Origin of the sequence: Adlercreutzia caecimuris B7, from assembly GCF_000403355.2 — a bacterium.
Classification (GTDB): Bacteria; Actinomycetota; Coriobacteriia; order Coriobacteriales; family Eggerthellaceae; genus Adlercreutzia; species Adlercreutzia caecimuris.
The window spans coordinates 1,993,939-2,009,186 of record NZ_KE159646.1 but is presented as its reverse complement, the minus strand read 5'-3'; the positions used below and the strand labels follow the sequence as shown (position 1 = coordinate 2,009,186).

18 protein-coding genes are annotated in these 15,248 nt (G+C 61.2%); 7 read left to right on the top strand and 11 right to left on the bottom strand.

All coding sequences use genetic code 11. The features are described from left to right. Positions 1 to 12: 12 nt before the first annotated feature. From nrfD to C811_RS12175, 3 genes are all read left to right on the top strand, one after another. Complete coding sequence (nrfD, locus tag C811_RS12185; protein WP_016309946.1) at positions 13 to 1,173, top strand: NrfD/PsrC family molybdoenzyme membrane anchor subunit; 1,161 nt, start codon at positions 13 to 15, stop codon at positions 1,171 to 1,173. A 185-nt stretch (positions 1,174 to 1,358) separates the two neighbouring features. Next, on the top strand, positions 1,359 to 2,732 hold the full coding sequence (locus tag C811_RS16935) for an Ig-like domain-containing protein (RefSeq protein WP_016309945.1): 1,374 nt from the start codon (positions 1,359 to 1,361) through the stop codon (positions 2,730 to 2,732). 182 nt (positions 2,733 to 2,914) lie between these two features. Then, positions 2,915 to 3,295: a DUF6262 family protein gene (locus C811_RS12175; protein WP_016309944.1), complete on the top strand. Its 381-nt coding sequence runs from the start codon at positions 2,915 to 2,917 to the stop codon at positions 3,293 to 3,295. A 182-nt stretch (positions 3,296 to 3,477) separates the two neighbouring features. On the opposite strand, the gene C811_RS12170 is transcribed toward C811_RS12175, so the two are convergent. After that, positions 3,478 to 3,999: an HsmA family protein gene (locus C811_RS12170; protein ID WP_016309943.1), complete on the bottom strand. Its 522-nt coding sequence runs from the start codon at positions 3,997 to 3,999 to the stop codon at positions 3,478 to 3,480. Positions 4,000 to 4,201: 202 nt separating this feature from the next. Between C811_RS12170 and C811_RS12165 the strand changes: the two genes are divergently transcribed. Together C811_RS12165 and C811_RS12160 are read left to right on the top strand one after the other, a co-directional pair. Beyond that, positions 4,202 to 4,825, top strand: a complete 624-nt coding sequence (locus C811_RS12165; protein WP_016309942.1) for a TetR/AcrR family transcriptional regulator — start codon at positions 4,202 to 4,204, stop codon at positions 4,823 to 4,825. 481 nt (positions 4,826 to 5,306) lie between these two features. Beyond that, complete coding sequence (locus C811_RS12160; protein ID WP_016309941.1) at positions 5,307 to 5,957, top strand: HAD family hydrolase; 651 nt, start codon at positions 5,307 to 5,309, stop codon at positions 5,955 to 5,957. A 7-nt stretch (positions 5,958 to 5,964) separates the two neighbouring features. Here the strand turns inward: C811_RS12160 and C811_RS12155 are convergent, their stop codons facing one another. Both C811_RS12155 and C811_RS12150 read right to left on the bottom strand, forming a co-directional pair. Next, entirely contained in the window at positions 5,965 to 6,414 is a 450-nt protein-coding gene (locus C811_RS12155; protein ID WP_016309940.1) for a zinc ribbon domain-containing protein, read from the bottom strand. Positions 6,415 to 6,586: 172 nt separating this feature from the next. Continuing rightward, the gene (locus C811_RS12150; protein ID WP_016309939.1) at positions 6,587 to 6,919 is read right to left on the bottom strand and encodes a winged helix-turn-helix transcriptional regulator; all 333 of its coding nucleotides are present in this window, start codon (positions 6,917 to 6,919) and stop codon (positions 6,587 to 6,589) included. Positions 6,920 to 7,037: 118 nt separating this feature from the next. Here C811_RS12150 and C811_RS12145 point away from each other — a divergent pair, with 118 nt between their 5' ends. Next, on the top strand, positions 7,038 to 7,970 hold the full coding sequence (locus C811_RS12145; RefSeq protein WP_016309938.1) for a radical SAM protein: 933 nt from the start codon (positions 7,038 to 7,040) through the stop codon (positions 7,968 to 7,970). Positions 7,971 to 8,098: 128 nt separating this feature from the next. Here C811_RS12145 and C811_RS16695 read toward each other — a convergent pair whose 3' ends face one another. From C811_RS16695 to C811_RS12120, 8 genes are all read right to left on the bottom strand, one after another. Then, positions 8,099 to 8,251 (bottom strand): hypothetical protein, encoded by a 153-nt coding sequence (locus tag C811_RS16695; protein WP_016309937.1) that lies wholly within the window; start codon positions 8,249 to 8,251, stop codon positions 8,099 to 8,101. A gap of 117 nt (positions 8,252 to 8,368) precedes the next feature. Beyond that, the gene (locus C811_RS12140; protein WP_016309936.1) at positions 8,369 to 9,856 is read right to left on the bottom strand and encodes an ATP-binding cassette domain-containing protein; all 1,488 of its coding nucleotides are present in this window, start codon (positions 9,854 to 9,856) and stop codon (positions 8,369 to 8,371) included. Positions 9,857 to 10,210: 354 nt separating this feature from the next. Beyond that, positions 10,211 to 10,678, bottom strand: a complete 468-nt coding sequence (locus tag C811_RS12135; RefSeq protein ID WP_016309935.1) for a YbaK/EbsC family protein — start codon at positions 10,676 to 10,678, stop codon at positions 10,211 to 10,213. A gap of 15 nt (positions 10,679 to 10,693) precedes the next feature. Next, entirely contained in the window at positions 10,694 to 11,515 is an 822-nt protein-coding gene (locus tag C811_RS12130; RefSeq protein WP_016309934.1) for an alpha/beta fold hydrolase, read from the bottom strand. A 150-nt stretch (positions 11,516 to 11,665) separates the two neighbouring features. Then, positions 11,666 to 12,226, bottom strand: a complete 561-nt coding sequence (locus C811_RS12125) for a YdeI/OmpD-associated family protein (RefSeq protein WP_016309933.1) — start codon at positions 12,224 to 12,226, stop codon at positions 11,666 to 11,668. Beyond that, the gene (locus tag C811_RS15950; RefSeq protein ID WP_016309932.1) at positions 12,223 to 12,825 is read right to left on the bottom strand and encodes a class I SAM-dependent methyltransferase; all 603 of its coding nucleotides are present in this window, start codon (positions 12,823 to 12,825) and stop codon (positions 12,223 to 12,225) included. The genes C811_RS12125 and C811_RS15950 overlap by 4 nt, the downstream gene beginning before the upstream one ends. A 72-nt stretch (positions 12,826 to 12,897) precedes the next feature. Continuing rightward, positions 12,898 to 13,053 (bottom strand): hypothetical protein, encoded by a 156-nt coding sequence (locus C811_RS16690; protein ID WP_022926585.1) that lies wholly within the window; start codon positions 13,051 to 13,053, stop codon positions 12,898 to 12,900. A 186-nt stretch (positions 13,054 to 13,239) separates the two neighbouring features. Continuing rightward, positions 13,240 to 13,839 (bottom strand): type IV toxin-antitoxin system AbiEi family antitoxin domain-containing protein, encoded by a 600-nt coding sequence (locus C811_RS12120; RefSeq protein WP_016309930.1) that lies wholly within the window; start codon positions 13,837 to 13,839, stop codon positions 13,240 to 13,242. A 259-nt stretch (positions 13,840 to 14,098) separates the two neighbouring features. On the opposite strand from C811_RS12120, the gene C811_RS15945 reads away from it, so the two are divergent. Continuing rightward, positions 14,099 to 15,244, top strand: coding sequence for a helix-turn-helix transcriptional regulator (locus C811_RS15945; RefSeq protein WP_016309929.1), 1,146 nt, complete (start codon positions 14,099 to 14,101; stop codon positions 15,242 to 15,244). Positions 15,245 to 15,248 lie beyond the last annotated feature (4 nt).

The window sequence follows — 15,248 nt, the reverse complement described above, 5'->3', positions numbered from 1 at the left end:
GGGGATTGCGCTATGACTTCGTTGATGAAAAACCCGCTTGTCGTCGGGTCGGGCGTGCTGGCCCTCGTGGGCGCCGGCGTGTACGTCTACCAGCTGATGTTCGGGCTCGGCATAACCGGCATGAACAACTCCACGAGCTGGGGGCTCTACCTCACCTGCTTCATGTTCTTCGTCGGCTTGTCCGCCGGCGGCCTCATTGTGGCCTCGTCGGCCTCCATCTTCGGCATTAAGAAGTACAAGGCCGTGGCGCTGCCGGCTGTCATCCTGTCGCTCGTGTGCATCTGCTGTGCGGGAGTCTGCGTGCTCGTGGACCTCGGCGGTATCCAGCGCATCTGGCGCATGGTGACGGGGCTGAACTTCATGTCGCCTCTGGCCTGGGACATGATCGTTATCACGCTGTACCTGGTCATTAATCTGGTGTACCTGTACTTTATGTGCTCGGCGAAGGCCGATCCGGCGAAGGTGGCGGTGGTGTCGCGCTTCGCGCTGCCGGTGGCCATCCTCGTGCACTCCGTGACCGCGTGGATCTTCGGCTTGGAAATTGCCCGCGAGGCCTGGCACACTGCCATTTTGGCGCCCATCTTCGTGGCCTCGGCTTTGGACTCTGGCCTGGCTCTGCTGGTGCTTGCCCTGTTCGGCCTCCGGGCGCGCGGCGTGTTCCAGACGCCCAACGAGCTGATCACGAGTCTGGCGGGGCTTTTGTGCACCTGCATCGCCGTGGACGCCTACTTCATCGGCTGCGAGATACTCACAACGGCTTACAACGGCACCGAGGGCGGCCTGGCCGTGGTGAACACGCTGCTGTTCGGCGGCACGGCTCCCTTCTTCTGGTTCGAAGTGGTGTGCGGCCTGGTGATTCCCTTCTGCCTCTTGGTGTTCGCGAAGAACCGCCGCAACATGAAGATCGTGGGCGTGGCGGCTGTGCTCGTGGTGGCCGGCGTGTTCTGCAAGCGCTGCTGGCTCATGTTCACCGGGTTCGCCACGCCCAACATCGTCGGCGGCCCGGGCATCACCCTTGGCAGCGCGGCGGCCCAGACCGGGGGTGCTGCCGATATGTGGGCGATCATGGGCGTGTATGCCCCCACGGTGCCGGAGGTCGTGCTGACCGTGGGCATCTTCGCCCTGGGCGTGTGCGCGTTTGCAGTGCTCTGCCAGAAACTGCTGGGGAAGTAGCGCGTCGCGCCAGAGAGGGAGGCGCCCTGAAGGGCGAGGGAAACGTCATCTGAGAGTGGGGGCGGCTTCGGGAAGGGGCCGCCCTCACGGTATTGGGGCAGGGAGGCGCCGCTGGCTCGTTCAGTTCTGGATGAGTCGCTTCCGGTCAGGTAGAATGCATGTCAACCAATGAGAAGGGGGAAGACATGCAGCCTATTCGAACTCGTCTGCCTTTCGGGAATACCTGTGCCGTCGCGTTTGCCCTTGCCGGCATCATGCTCGCCATTGTGGCGGCCATGGGCGCTTTCGCCCAGCAAGCCTATGCCGTTGCGGATGATGCGGCCATGCAGCTTCTGGGCGAGTCCTACTACACGCAAGACGCTGCTTCGGGTACGGTGTATGTGATTCGCGGCGATTCGGGGCTCTACGAGGTTTCCCTGGATGTCGGGGATCGACAGGTCGATGGCGACGTAACGGCCGTATCCAGCAATCCCGCTGTGGCCACGGTCGCCGTACGGAGCCCGTGGTGGTATTCCACGAGCGCCTCCCTCGTGATCACGGCCTGCGCGGTGGGAACCACCACGATCAGCTATCAGGCGCCGTGCGACGACGGCACGGTGGTATCCGGCACGTTGAACGTGCGCGTATTCGATATTGATCTGGGAAAACGCTCCTTCACCGGTTTCAATTACGTCTTGTACCCGGGTCTTACCGCCACCCCCAAGGTGAGCGGTCTGCCGAAGGGTACGTGGAAGAGCTCGAATACGGCGGTGGCGAAGGTAAGCGCGCGGGGAAAGATAAGCTACAAGGGCTTGGGCGCCTGCGAGGTGCGCGGCACATTCGGCCCTGTTGACGTGGTCATTCCCGTGGACTGCACGTACAAGAAGGCCTACAAGGCGGTGAAGAACGGCTTTGCCGATGCGAATGCGAAAATAACGTACAGCCAGGCCAAGCGTATGGCCAAGAACTATCGTGACTGCAGCTCGTTTGTGTCTCGCTGCTTTTGGGACACGTCTCTGAAGCGCAAGATTTTTGCGCTGGGAGGCACTTCGGCGAAAAGCTGGGCGCTTCCGGCGGCTGATCAGGCAAAGTGGCTGAACGGACAGAAAAAGTGCGTGGCGAAGAAGGGCGTTCCGGCATCGCGGCTGCTGGCCGGCGACACGGTGTACACGCAGACAAACTACGCAGGGGTGAACAAGCGCTACCGCAATATCGATCATGCCACCTTGTATGTGGGCGCGGGCATGGTGCTCTCAACCGGCGGCGGCAAGAAGCACGACATCTACCTGCGGAATTACCCGGAAGATCCTACAGGCACCTATGTGAAGTTCATCGGCCGCCCCTGCGCGGAGCCGGCGCTGAACATGACGAAGGCCACGCTCACGAAGAAGAAAGGCGCCAACCACACCATCCAGCTGAAGATGCAGTGGGCGAAGGGGAAGGTGAAGTGGTCGTCGTCTAACAAAAAAGTGGCTAAGGTGAACAGCAAGGGCAAGGTGACGGCCAAGAAGAAGGGCACGGCCAAAATCTCCGCAAAGGTGGGCGGCAAGACCTATAAGTGCAAGATCACGGTGAAGTAGCTCGGGCGACAGGCTGGCAACGGTCTGGTGGGGAATAGCGTCTCACCTGGGGCGATGGTTCTGTGGGTCTTCTACAATCAGCAAAGCGTCTCTGTGTCCCGCGATGGGGTCAGGGAGAAATATTTTTTCAGCTAGACTACCTTCCTGAAAAGAACAAATGTTTGTGTTCAAAGGAGGGGATCATGGGAACGCCGGAATGTTGTCCCCAAGTGCTTTCGGTATCGCGGCAGGCGCGCAGCTGGGAGGTGCAGCAGCGCGTGCGGGATGCGGTGGCCTCCCTGGCGGAGGAGGGGAGGAGGCCCTCGTTCTACCAGGTGGCACAGCGGGCAGGGGTATCTCGTAGCACCCTGTACCGCAATCCTGCTCTTCGGGAGCTGGTGGAACATGCCCGAACCGAGGCGGCCGGTCGCTTGGGGGAGGCGAGCAGCCGCTGGGAGAAGGAAGGCGGCAGCTTCGCAGAGAGTCCCTTGACGGTCTCGCGCTATCTCCCCTGCGAGCTCCCCCGTTTTCTCTACGGCGTCTGCCTCCTTGAAGGAACAGCTGCGGCCGATGGCGGAGGATAGGTACGCTTTCGCCCCCCCTCAGGTGGCGGCAGATAGACGTCCCGACATCCTGAAGGTGATAGCGCAGATGGCGAGGGCGAAGGCGATGTCCGTTCTGCGACACTGTTCGCAGGCTGCTGAACGGCAGTGCTTGCCTGCGCTGCCGTGGCCTTGCGCAATGAAGCGTACGGCCCTGTTGTCGGCTAGCGGGATGCCGCGGGGCCGTGACCATGGCCCCGCGGGCGCGGCCTGTCGTCGTTGCGATCGCGGGCGAACAGGTAGACGGCCAGAAGCCCCACCACCACGATGGCCGTGCCGATGGCGCAGACGGCTTTCAGATGAATGGCCGGAATACCCACGAGCATACCGATGATGTAGGGCACGAGCCACAGCAGCCACACGACGGTGCTGAAGGTATGGAAGCGACGGCGCGCCTGCTGGCTGCCGCGCAGATAGGTGAAAGTGGCCCACAGCGCGTGCACGATCATGAGCACGATGGCCAGCGCACCGGTGAGGCCGTGGATACCAAAGCCGGTGGCGTTCGATTGACTGGCGATGTTGCTCATGATGAGGGTGCCGGTGGTATCGCAGGCAAGGCCTGCCCAGAATAGCAGGACGTACTTCAAGTTAAGCGAACCGTGACGGCGTTCACCGAAAACGCCCCACGTATAGAAGAGGAGTGCCAGCGAAATAGCCACGGTGGAAACAATAAGCTCGGGGGACATGAATCTCCTTTCTCAGATAAGGCATAAGAGCGCCAAGCTCCTATCATGAACGATGTTCATTAATGAACAATGTTCATGATAGGAGCAGCGGACAGCGAGGGCAAGGGCGATTGTGCGGATTCGCAAGGTTTTCACGGACTTGTTACGCCGCGGACATTCATAATGAGCACTGTTCATGTTGGTATGCTGGAAAGGACAGGTCATGGGGAATCGCCCTGTTATCAGCAAAGATCAGATTTTGGGTGCAGCCTACGAGATTGCCACCACGCAGGGTTTGGGTGCGCTGAGCATTCGGGCTGTTGCGACGGCGTGTGGGGTGGCGGTGGGTACAGTGTACAATTCGTACCCCACAAAGTCCGATTTGGTCAACGATGTAGTGGGCCGGTTCTGGCAACGGGCTCTTTCCGGCTGCATGGCCATGGCCAATGGGGGCGAGGAGGCGGAAAGTGCTAATAGCTCCAGTCCATGTAGTTCGGCAGAGTTCGAGCACGACGACTTCGTGGCGTTTTGCCGTCAACTGTCCGGTGAGGTAGGTCGGGCTTTGGAGGAGTTCCGGTCCGATTTTCTTGAGGGGCTTGCTGCGCTCGGGTCTTATGATTTGGCCGGGGCACGCCGTCGTGAGGCGGCGAGTTTCGCCCATGTGCGCCAGGGGCTGCAAATGGCTCTCGAGCGTGATCCTGCCATCTGTCGGAAGAAGCTCGTGGGCGCGCTTGCCCCCGATCGCGTGTGCGATCTCGTGTGGGAGACCATGCTGGATGCTGCGCGCCGCAAAAAACCCCTCGACGAGACATTGTTCGCCCTGCTACGCGACGCACTGTACAGCTAGGGCAATAAACTTTGTCCTTACAAGCAAAATAATTCAGTGGGAGAGGCCCGGTGCATCTCACTGCCGGTCAAAGTAGTCGCGGTCGGTGAGGCAGTAGGTGCGGATGTAGCCGGCGGGGGAGACCACGACGAACTCGCCGGTGCTTTCCAGGAAGTAGAGGTCGTCGCCGTCCTCGGCTTGCAGCTTGTGAAGTGAGGCCGGATTGGCAATAACGGCGTTGGCAGCGGCAAGGTATTCCTCGGTGGTGTCGCACCTGGTTTCCCAGCCTCGTTTCGGTCGATCTCTTCCGTTTCTTCGTTTGCTGCATGCTGGTCGCCCTTTCGTATGCAGTCATTGGTCGGTGCTGCGTGGTGCGTTGCTTGTCTGATGACTGATGTCAATTGCTTAGAGTCTACCAAACAGCGCACTTCCACCGAGACCTGCATGCCAACTGCTCTACAATGGCTACTAATCCCATCGGCCTCACCGCGGAAAGGCTTCCATGAACGATATCCAGGGCATTTTGTTCGATGCCGACGGCACGCTGATCGACACCTACGATATTATTCTCACCTCCATGCGCTACACCATCAACGACGTGCTGGGGCGCGACCTGCCCGACGATGCGCTCATGGCCGGCGTCGGTACGCCCCTGCGCGATCAGATGGTCGGCTTTGCGGAAGGCGACGAGACCTTGGCCGAGCATTTGCTGACGACCTACCGCGAGCACAACGTGGCCGTGCACGATGCGCAGGTGCGGGCCTTTCCCGACACGCGCGTGGCCCTTGAGCGCATGCGGGCCGCGGGCATTCCGATGGCGGTGGTCACGTCGAAGCGCCACGCCCTGGCCGAGCGAGGGCTGGCCATGAGCGGCATCGCCGAGTTCTTCCCCGTGCTCATCGGCCCCGACGATTGGCCCGAGCACAAGCCGGCGCCCGGGCCGCTGCTGCGTGCCTGCGAGCTCATGGGGCTCGACGTGACCCGCTGCCTCTATGTGGGCGACAGCCCTTTCGACATCCAGGCCGGCAACGCTGCTGGCTGCGCCACGGTGGCCGCCCTCTGGGGCATGTTCCCCGCGGAAGCTCTTGCCGCCGAGAATCCCACGATAATGTGCGCATCGCTGAGCGCGATGGTGGAGCGCCTGTCGCTTTGAGGACGCCCTATCGCTGCCAGTGCTTCAAGTGGGGGACGATAACGCCCATGAACGAGACGGCCTCGTCCTGCGACATGCCAGTCGCCTCCATGAGGAAGGGGGTCGTTTTCTCGATCAGCTCGTCTTCGCTTTGGTACACGAATTGGCCGCTATCGTAGCACCACTGGCAGTAATCCGGGTTCTCTGCACCGTCGGCTTCGGTGCCGCGGGGCATGTTGGGCACCGTGAAGGGGGTCCCGCAGCATTGGCACAGCTGTGTCGTGTCGATGTCGAAGAGCCGGATCGCGGGGATGTCGAGCACCGTCGCGATCAGCTTGCGCATATCCACCGACGGCTCGGTCTCGCCGTTCTCCCAGCGCGATACCGCCTGCCGCGTGACGTAGAGCTTGCTGGCGAGTTCCTGCTGGGTCATTCCGCGCTGCTCGCGCGCCTCGACGAGCGTTTCCTTGAACGGCATGAGTGCCTCTTTTCTCTCAGTTTCGGAACTGACTTCATTCTGGCTGGGCGGACATCCTCATTCAAGCAACGTTTTGTTGCGCTGAAACCTTCTCTCGGCGCAACGTCGTCATCGTCGGGTTCCCGCCGCCCATTCGATGCAGCCCGGCTGCCCCCTAAGCCCGGCACCTCATCTACAGCCCCAGCTCGGCCTCTCCCCACTGCTTCATGGCCAGAAGAATGGGAACGAAGCTCTCGCCTCGGGGCGTGAGGGCGTACTCGACGCGCGGGGGCACCTCGCCGAAGTCCGTGCGGGCGAGGAAGCCGTCTTCGACCAGCTCTTTGAGCTGCTTGGAGAGCGTGGATTCGGAGATATTGCCGATGCAGCGGCGCAGCTGGCCGAAGTGGCGCACGTCTTTCAAGGCGATGTAGAAGAGGATCTCTATCTTCCATTTCCCGCCGATCATGCGCTGGATGGTCGAGACCGATCGGCAGCGCTCGATCTCCTCGCCGCGCCTTTGCGCCATGGGCTCCTCCTTTATGCACTACAGAAAAAGACAGTACTTCACGGTTCGTAGCTCTTCTCCCATGATAGCAGCATACAGCGGGACTGCCGGCGGGCAGTTAAGGGAAAGGAAGCGAGCTATGCACTACACGGGAACTATCTGGCGGCCGCCCTACGAGGCGGATTCGCTCATCATCGAGGCCACGGCGGGGTGCACCCACCATGCCTGCAAGTTCTGCACGCTTTACGCCGATTTGCCGTTCAAGTTCAGGCCATCCCCAATCGAGCATATCGAGGCCGATCTGTTGGAAGCGCAGACTTGGTACCACGACCCGCTGCGCAAGGCCGAGGAGCGGCTCTTCGAAACGCGGCGGGCGAGCTGCGAGCGCATCTTCCTGGCGGGCGCTAATCCCTTCGGACTCAAGGCGAAGGGGCTGCTTGAGATAGCCGGTCTGGTGCACGAGTACTTTCCGGAGTGCCGAAGCATCGGATGCTTCTCGCGCATAACCGATGTGGCGCGAAAGACCGATGCGGAGCTGACCGAGCTGGCGGCGGCCGGCTACGACGGCCTCACTTTGGGGATCGAGACGGGGGACGATGACGCGCTCGCGTTCATGAACAAGGGCTATGGGGCCCGCGACATCGTCGAGCAATGCGCCCGGCTCGATGCGGCGGGCATCTCCTACGCCTTTTTCTACCTGGTGGGCATTGCGGGGAAGGGGCGCGGGCTTGAGAGCGCCCGGCGTACGGCCGCCGTGGTGAACCGCACGCATCCGTGGCTTATCGGTGCCAACATGCTCACGGTATACGAGAACTCCGAGCTGCACCGGGAAATCGTCGCCGGCAACTGGCAAGAAGCGGCCGAGGTGGAGAAGTACGAGGAGGTAAAGGAGCTGGTGGGCGCCCTTGCCGCGCCGGCTGAGTTTGCCATGCTGGGCGCTTCCAACCCGGTGATGCTGCAGGGCCGCTTGCCCGAGCAGCGGGAGCAGATCCTCACGGCTCTCGACGCCATTATCACCGACATCGGCGAGGAACGCCTGCGGAGCTACCGCACCAGCCTTCGGCACTTGTAGGTGTTTCAGACGCGAGGGCTTTCCGAGAGTCCGAGCTTGGTGTGAAGTGCCGTCCTCCTATGCTGCTGCTCCCTTGACAAAACAGCAAACGACAGTAAAACTTCGACTGCTCCGTGCCCGAGGGGCGCTTACTTCCCCTGTTCGCGATGCGGAAGCGCGCTGGTGCCGTAGAGGCGGATTGGGCCGCCGTCGAGCTCGTTCACCTCGCCCACGTACTCCCAGCCGCATTTCTCGTAGAACCCTACCAGGTCGGTAACCAGGTACAGGTGGCTGCGGCCCATGGCTTCTCTCTTCTCATTGGCTCGCTCAAAGATGATAGCCTAACGGTCCGGCGCAACGCCCCGCAAGGATGCTGCAAATGAAATCACACTTCGCTCGCTCTGGACGATGGGGCGTGCTCAGCGAACGCACAGTTTGGCAATGCCGTCGCATCGCTCCGTGTGCCAGGCAGTTTGCGTGACTGCGTCGGCCAGCTGCCGGTCGTGGGTGACGAGGAGAACCGCACCGGGGAAATCCGCGAGCATCCGTTGGAGCGCTTCGATGGAGCCCACGTCCAGGTGGTTGGTGGGCTCGTCCAGCACGAGGAAGTTCGGCTCTTGCACCAGCTGCTCGGCGAGCAGGAGCTTGCGCAGTTCGCCGGGGCTCATATCGTCGCCATCGAGCAGCCTGTCGGGGTCTGAGTTCAGCTGAGCCACAATGGAAAGGATGCGACCGCGCCGCTCCGGGGATTGCTCGCGGAGTTGGCCCAGCGCGCGCTCGCGCTCGCCAACTCCGACGTCCTGGGGCACGAAGGCCATGCGGACGCTTTCGGGAGCCGATGCAAGCGCCGCGCGCACGACCAGGCTCTTGCCCGTGCCATTCTCGCCTGTCAGCACCACGTGCTCGGTCGGTCCAATCCAAAGCTCCGGCACCTCGATGGCGAACTCGCCCGCGCGCAGGGCCTTCGCTTCCAAGTGGGCCACGAACGGCGCTCGCGTTGCCTCGCCGAATACGCTGATGCGGTGCTCATAGCGCTTTGCGACGAACTGCCCCGCAAGAGCCCCCTCGGCTTGGGCGAGCCGCCGGTCCATGGTTGCCGAGAGCCTTCCCGCAACGCCGTCTTTTCCGGAGACGATGGCCCGCCCGATTTTCTCGCGGCCGTCGCTGTCGCCCTTGGCCAGGTTGCGCTTGCTCCGCCTGCCCCGTTGCCGGGCAGCCTCCTCACTTCGACGTTGCGCCTCTGCTTTCAGGCGCTTTGCCTCATGTGCGGCCTTTTCGCGCTGGCGAAGGGCGGAGGCCCTCTCGCTTTCCGCTTGGCAACTGGCCTTCGAGTAGCCGCCCGGGCGCATCACCCAGCGGCGATTCTCGCACACCAGGCTCTGGCCGACGAGGCTGTCCAGCAGATCGCGGTCGTGGGATATGAGGATGCCGATGCCGCCAAAATTAGAAAGCGCTCCCTTCACAACGTCGCGCGTCACGGCATCTAAGTCGTTGGTCGGCTCGTCCATGACCAGCACGTCGGGGCTCGTAAAGAGAGCGCAGGCGATTTGGAGTCGCTTCCGCTGGCCGCCCGAGAGCGTCTCGTAGCGCCAGAACCACTCGTCTTCCAAGTGCAAAAGCCGCCGGATACGTTGGCCGTCCTGACCCCAATCCGACGCGAGGTCGGCCAGGTTGGGCGGCGCTTGGGTGGAGTCCTGCTGGCAGTAGGCGGAGAACAGCTGCGGGCTCACCGAACCGGCATCGGGTTGAAGAAGGCGCGCGGCGATGCGGGCGAGGGTGCTCTTGCCGCACCCGTTGTCGCCGATGATGCCCGTCCAGCCAACGGGAAAAGTGGCGCTCACATCGGTAAGCGCGGGCGCAGTACCGCCGGGATAGGTGTAGCTGATGGAGGTGAGATTCAGTTGCATGGCGAGCTCCTTGGGAAGGAGGTCGCGCCGAGGTGAGGCTCGCGGTATGTCGGTTCTGGGAAGAAGAAGCAAAGGCGATGCGGCACCCTGAAAGCGCGACCGGGAATGCGGAAATGGTCGAAGGGGCGCCCGAATGGGCATCGCTAGTTCTTCATCAAACCTAACCTAACTCGAAGCGGAACTTGCCAAAGGCTCCGCTGAATGACAAGGTGCCACGATTATAGCATTCCGCGACGAGGGCGGGCCAGGTTTATGCGGGCACCTTGTGGCAGTCGAGGCTTGCGCGCAGCAACTTTTCTTGTTTTCGCAAACCTCCAGCAAGAACAGCCGGGCCCTCTGCCGCAAACGGCTCCGTCACTCGGGAAGCTTGCAGACGTCTACCCAGGTGCCGTCGGTGATCTCCTCCAGCTCGCCGGGGGAAAGCTCGATGGCGCTGTTCGAGCTTCCGCAGGCGGGGAACACGGTGCTGAAGCGCCTGAGGGATTCGTCCAGGTAGATGTCGCACTCCTCGTTCACGCCGAAGGGACACACGCCTCCCACTGCGTGTCCGATGCGCGCCTCGGCTTCATCGGGGCTCAGCATCTTCGGCTTCGTGGCGAACTGCGCCTTGAACTTCGGGTTGGCGATGCGGGCATCTCCCGCGCACACCACCAGGGCAACGCGGTCGCCGACGGCGAAGGAGAGGGTCTTCGCAATCCGCGCGGGCTCGCACCCCACGGCTGCAGCCGCCAGCTCCACCGTGGCGCTCGATGTGTCGAATTCCATCACCGCATCGGCCTTGCCGAACTTCGCAAGATGCTCTTGCGCCTTCTCCAGCGACATGATTTCTCCCTTCGCTTAATCGCCGTCGTAGCGAGCGAGGACGTAGTGCTCGATCAGCGCGTTCACGGCATCGGGCTTGTCGCAATTCGAGTTGTGGCCGGCTCCCTCGATCCAGTGGACGGGACTGCCGACGCGCTTCTCCCATGCGCGGTTGTAGCGCTTAGCCGAGCCCGCGCCGTCCTTCTCGCCGCATAAGATCAAAAGCGGGCAATCGATGCGGTAGGGCCGATTTGCATCAACGGCATCGGCCAGCACGCGGTACCCGTGAGCGGCCAGCTCGCAGTATTCTCGCTTCTCGTAGTCGAGCATCATCTCGCGCATGACAGCGCGCCCGTACTCGGATGCAGCGGTGCCGCTCGAGCCCAGCGCCACCAGTGCCTTCCAGGGGATGGAGAGATACATGAGTTTGGTGTGACGAAGTGCCGCGAGCTCCCACCCGCTGTAGTAGCTGCGCTGCAGGGGGCACGAGTCAATCGAGACGAATCCGGCCACCTCTCCGGGAAAGAGATCCAGGTACGCCTGGGCGAGGTAGCCGCCCATGGACTGGCCGATCAAAATGGGCCGCACGATGCCCTCCTGCTCCAAGATGTCGTGCAGCCAGCGGGCCAAGTCGTCCAGGCTCCAGTCGAGGGCGAAGGGTCGCGACTCTCCATGGGAGGGGGCGTCCCATACGAGCAGGTTCGCCTTGCCGGCGAAGTAGTCGGTCTGCTTCTCGAACAGCCGATGATCAGCGGTGAGCTCCGGCAAGAATACGAGCCAGGGCCTCTCGCTCTCTTCGGAGCGCGAAACCCAGTACACGATGTCGCCCATAGATGTCGAGTAGCGCTGCCTACGCATGCATATCCCCTCGCCTGATCGTCGCAAACTAAGGCAAAACTATACCATGCCCGACGCCGCCCTGCGATGGCCGAGCCCCTTGCGCAGCCGAAGCGGATCCGGCTTGCTCTAGGGGCCCCGTTTACTTCCCTGGGTGCATTTCTTTGCCGATTACATCGGCTTCAGGTTTCGATTGAGCCTGTCAACCATCCAAGCGAGACGCTTCTCGCGACCAGCGTCGGTCTTTGCATCAAGGTAGGCCCTCGTGTAGGTCTTCCTCACCGAAGGCGACATACCGAGGAAGTTCGCGTGCGCCTTCTCATAGGGCTCAAGAATCTGCGCGATACGCTCGATGTCCTCGTCGGTGATGCCAGGAGCCTTCGGAGCATCCCACTGTCCGTTGGCCTTCGCTTCCTCGATCTTCGAGCGCCCATGCTCAGTCATGAGTCCGCGCTTCTCAAGCTCGGCTACGAGCTTCTTGTTCTTCTCAGACCACTTGCTGTTGAGCCTACGTTGAGAGAAGTACTTGCGATAAGAGACGTCGTCGATCTTCTGCATCTGCCCGTCGATCCAGCCAAAGCAGAGCGCTTCTTCCAGGGCTTCCGATGCCTTGAGCGTCTTAGGGCCTCCTGCCTTGCCGAAGATGAGCCAGACACCATCGTCGGAAGATGCATTGCCTTGCAGCCATTTTCTGAACTCGCCCCTGTCGGCGAATCGCAAATCCTCGCTCACGCTTGCCTCCTGCCTACAACACAATACGCCCTTCCGTCCATGATGGACTTGATTTGAACGGTAAAGCCCGCAATCTCCGCAGCCGAAACAACCTCTTGTTCCGTACGCATCCTATAGCCGAACTGAGTGTGAGAGTAGGATTCGAGGGCTCGGTTCGTGTAATGAGTGCTGATGAAGATGCCCTCGGGTTTGAGCACGCGAGCAATCTCCTCGAAGCCCGACGCCAGATCCTCCCAGAAGTAAATCGTGTTGATTGTTAGAGCCTTGTCGACTGTTGCGTCTTCGAGTGGCGTATCGTCAACCGGACAGCGAAGGAGCTCCACGTTCGTTCCGGCAAGCCGACGTTTCGCGATCTCAAGCGCATCTTCCGAGATGTCGGTTCCTATCAAATGGCAATCACACGCATGGGCGATCCGCTCCAACATGATCCCGTTGCCGCAGCCTATGTCAAGTATGATGTCGTCGTTTCGAGGACGAAGGAGCCTCTCTGTCGCTTCGTACATCTGCGCGTTCTGACGGTTCATGACGGCCATAACGATGCGCCCGCCTATACCACGGGGGTTGGCGAACTGCTTGGCGATGTACTCGTTGATAGACATTCTGGTCTTTCCTCTTTCCACTGAGACAAATTGTCCCATTAGCTCTGAACTGGTATTTCTTCGTGAAAACGGCTAGTCGGCAGTTTTGGCGTCCTTGACCGCGTTGGCCAACGCGCGAAGAGACGCGAGCGCGTCTTGCCAACTGACTGACTCAGCGAAGGCGTTTGCCGCCTGATATCGGCTCCAGTGCCCCTCCATCATCTCGCTTTGCGCAAGCAGGTCTATCATCTCGTCGCTCCGGTCGAGCGGCCACGAGCATGCCTCCCTTGATGACGAAGTCATCGCGATAATCGGACACGGACAGTCTCTCAAGCAGGCGCTCCATGGCGTAGTGACGAAGGAGCATCTGTGCCGTGGCGCCATCTCCTTTGGCGCGGTTCCTGATGAGGTCTTTGATTCTCCGGGCTCCCGTGATCACAGTGCCACCTCCATTACCTCGTAAACGCGGGATTCTATGTTCATCGCGCGCGCGTAGTCAGACAGGCGTGCGAGGTTCTTGTCCCTTGACCGCACATAATCGCGAATAGCCTGTCGGAACACTGCCGGATCGAAAGCGGTACGCTTGCGGATGAGGTCGCAGATAGTGCGCTCCTTGTCGTAGGCCATCACTTTGGCACCGCTCGGCGTTTCGACCTCCGCGAGCCCCATCTCGTACCACTCCGGCTTCGTGTAGTAGATGCGCACGCCTTGGGCCTTCAGGGGGCCGGCGTTGTAGCCCGAGTCAACCGTGACCGAGACTGGAATCGGCTCGCGGTCGGTCAGGTCATGCAGGTAGAGCGCCGATTCATGGGAGAACGCGGCTTTAGGGAAGCGCTTCTGGAGGAGCGCCATTTCGTCTGGGAATACATCAGGATCAATGTAGACCCCACGCGATGTTCGCTCAAGGCCGTGTCTGCGGACGTAGTCGGAGAAGGCCGGGCGCGTAGCCCCTGCCTCTTGCGCCTCGGCAGAGGTTATGATCCCCGCGTTGGCTTCGAGGATAGAATTCAGTGTCTTGTCGTATTTGGTAATCATTTTACAATCACGCTGATATTCTAATACATATTCAGCATGATTGTAAACTATAGCCTAGTGGCAAACTGGTAGGCAAGCCCGGTTCTTTTTCGTCCAGAAGATCTTACTGCGCTGATGCTTTCGGCCCGGCCGTCGCAAAATCGCGTTACAAGAGCGGCAGTCAACCGTCGGTTGATTTAACGGCGGGCAAAGTCAATCGGCTCTCGCTTGCTGCGATTTCTTAGTGCGGAGATAATTGAAGGTGTCGAAAGGACAACCGATGAACCGTTCCCTTTTATCCGAGCGCATCCTAGAAGAGCGCATCCGCAACCATCTTACGCAGGAGGAACTTGCCTGCCGACTCGGCGTGTCGAAAGCGGCCGTATCGAAATGGGAATGCGGCCAGAGCTTGCCCGACATCGCCCTTGTGCCCCAGATAGCCTCCCTATTCTCTGTAACCTTGGACGACTTGTTCGGGTACGAACCCCTGGCAAGCGAGGAAAAGCGGGAAGAGGTCACGGAGTGGCTGCAAGCGCTGCTTGCGGAGGATCCTGCCCAGGCTGCCACGTATGCCGAGCGACAGTCTGCCCGATACTGGTCCGATCCTGAGCTCCTCAAGGCTGTCGGCCTCGCGCTCTATGTGAAAGCGATAGAGCCGAGCATCTCAGACGAGGCGAATTGCCCCGAACCCACATCGCGCGTGGCCGATCTCGCTGAGAGGATCTTGCGCCGCGTGCTGCAGCTCGATCCAGACGGCCCCTCCACAGACTTCGTCTTGCAAGCGCTCTGCATATTGCTCGCGTCCGAGGGGAGGGAGGGCCAGGCAGACGAACTCATCGAAAAGATGGTTCCCGCCAAGCCGAACATGGCCGCAATCATTCTCGCAGGCATTGCCATAAGAGCAGGGAACTCGAAGAGGGCCGAGATCGCGCTCAAGCGCCAGCTCCTCTTCTCGCTCCTCGAAGTTGCCAGCTGCGCGCAGGCTTTGGCCGGGGTCGAGGGTGTAAGCGCCGAGGAACTCGAAGATATCCTTGTTCTCGCGGCGGCCATTCAAGCGCCGGATGGGTTTGCGGCGCTCTTCCCAACGCTTGTCCCAATCATTCGGATCGCGTTGGCGACGCAGCTCGTGGAATCGGGGGATAGCGACCGCGCGCTGGCCGAGCTGGAACGGTTCGTCGAAGACCTGGAGCGCTGCTGCGAGACGTTTGAGAACCCGCAGAACCCGCCTTTCTTCAAGCCTGTCGACGAGTTCTTGTGGCGGAACGGAGACGAGAAGGCGGACGAGGCGCGAGGGGAGGCTGCGGCATCGCTACGCTCGTCCTTCGTGAGCAGCATCACATCGAACGAGAGCTGGGGCACGCTTCGTGGCAACCCAAGGTTTGATGCGGTCATGCGCCGTCTGGGGGAAGAGGAGGTCTCCGTATGAGCGC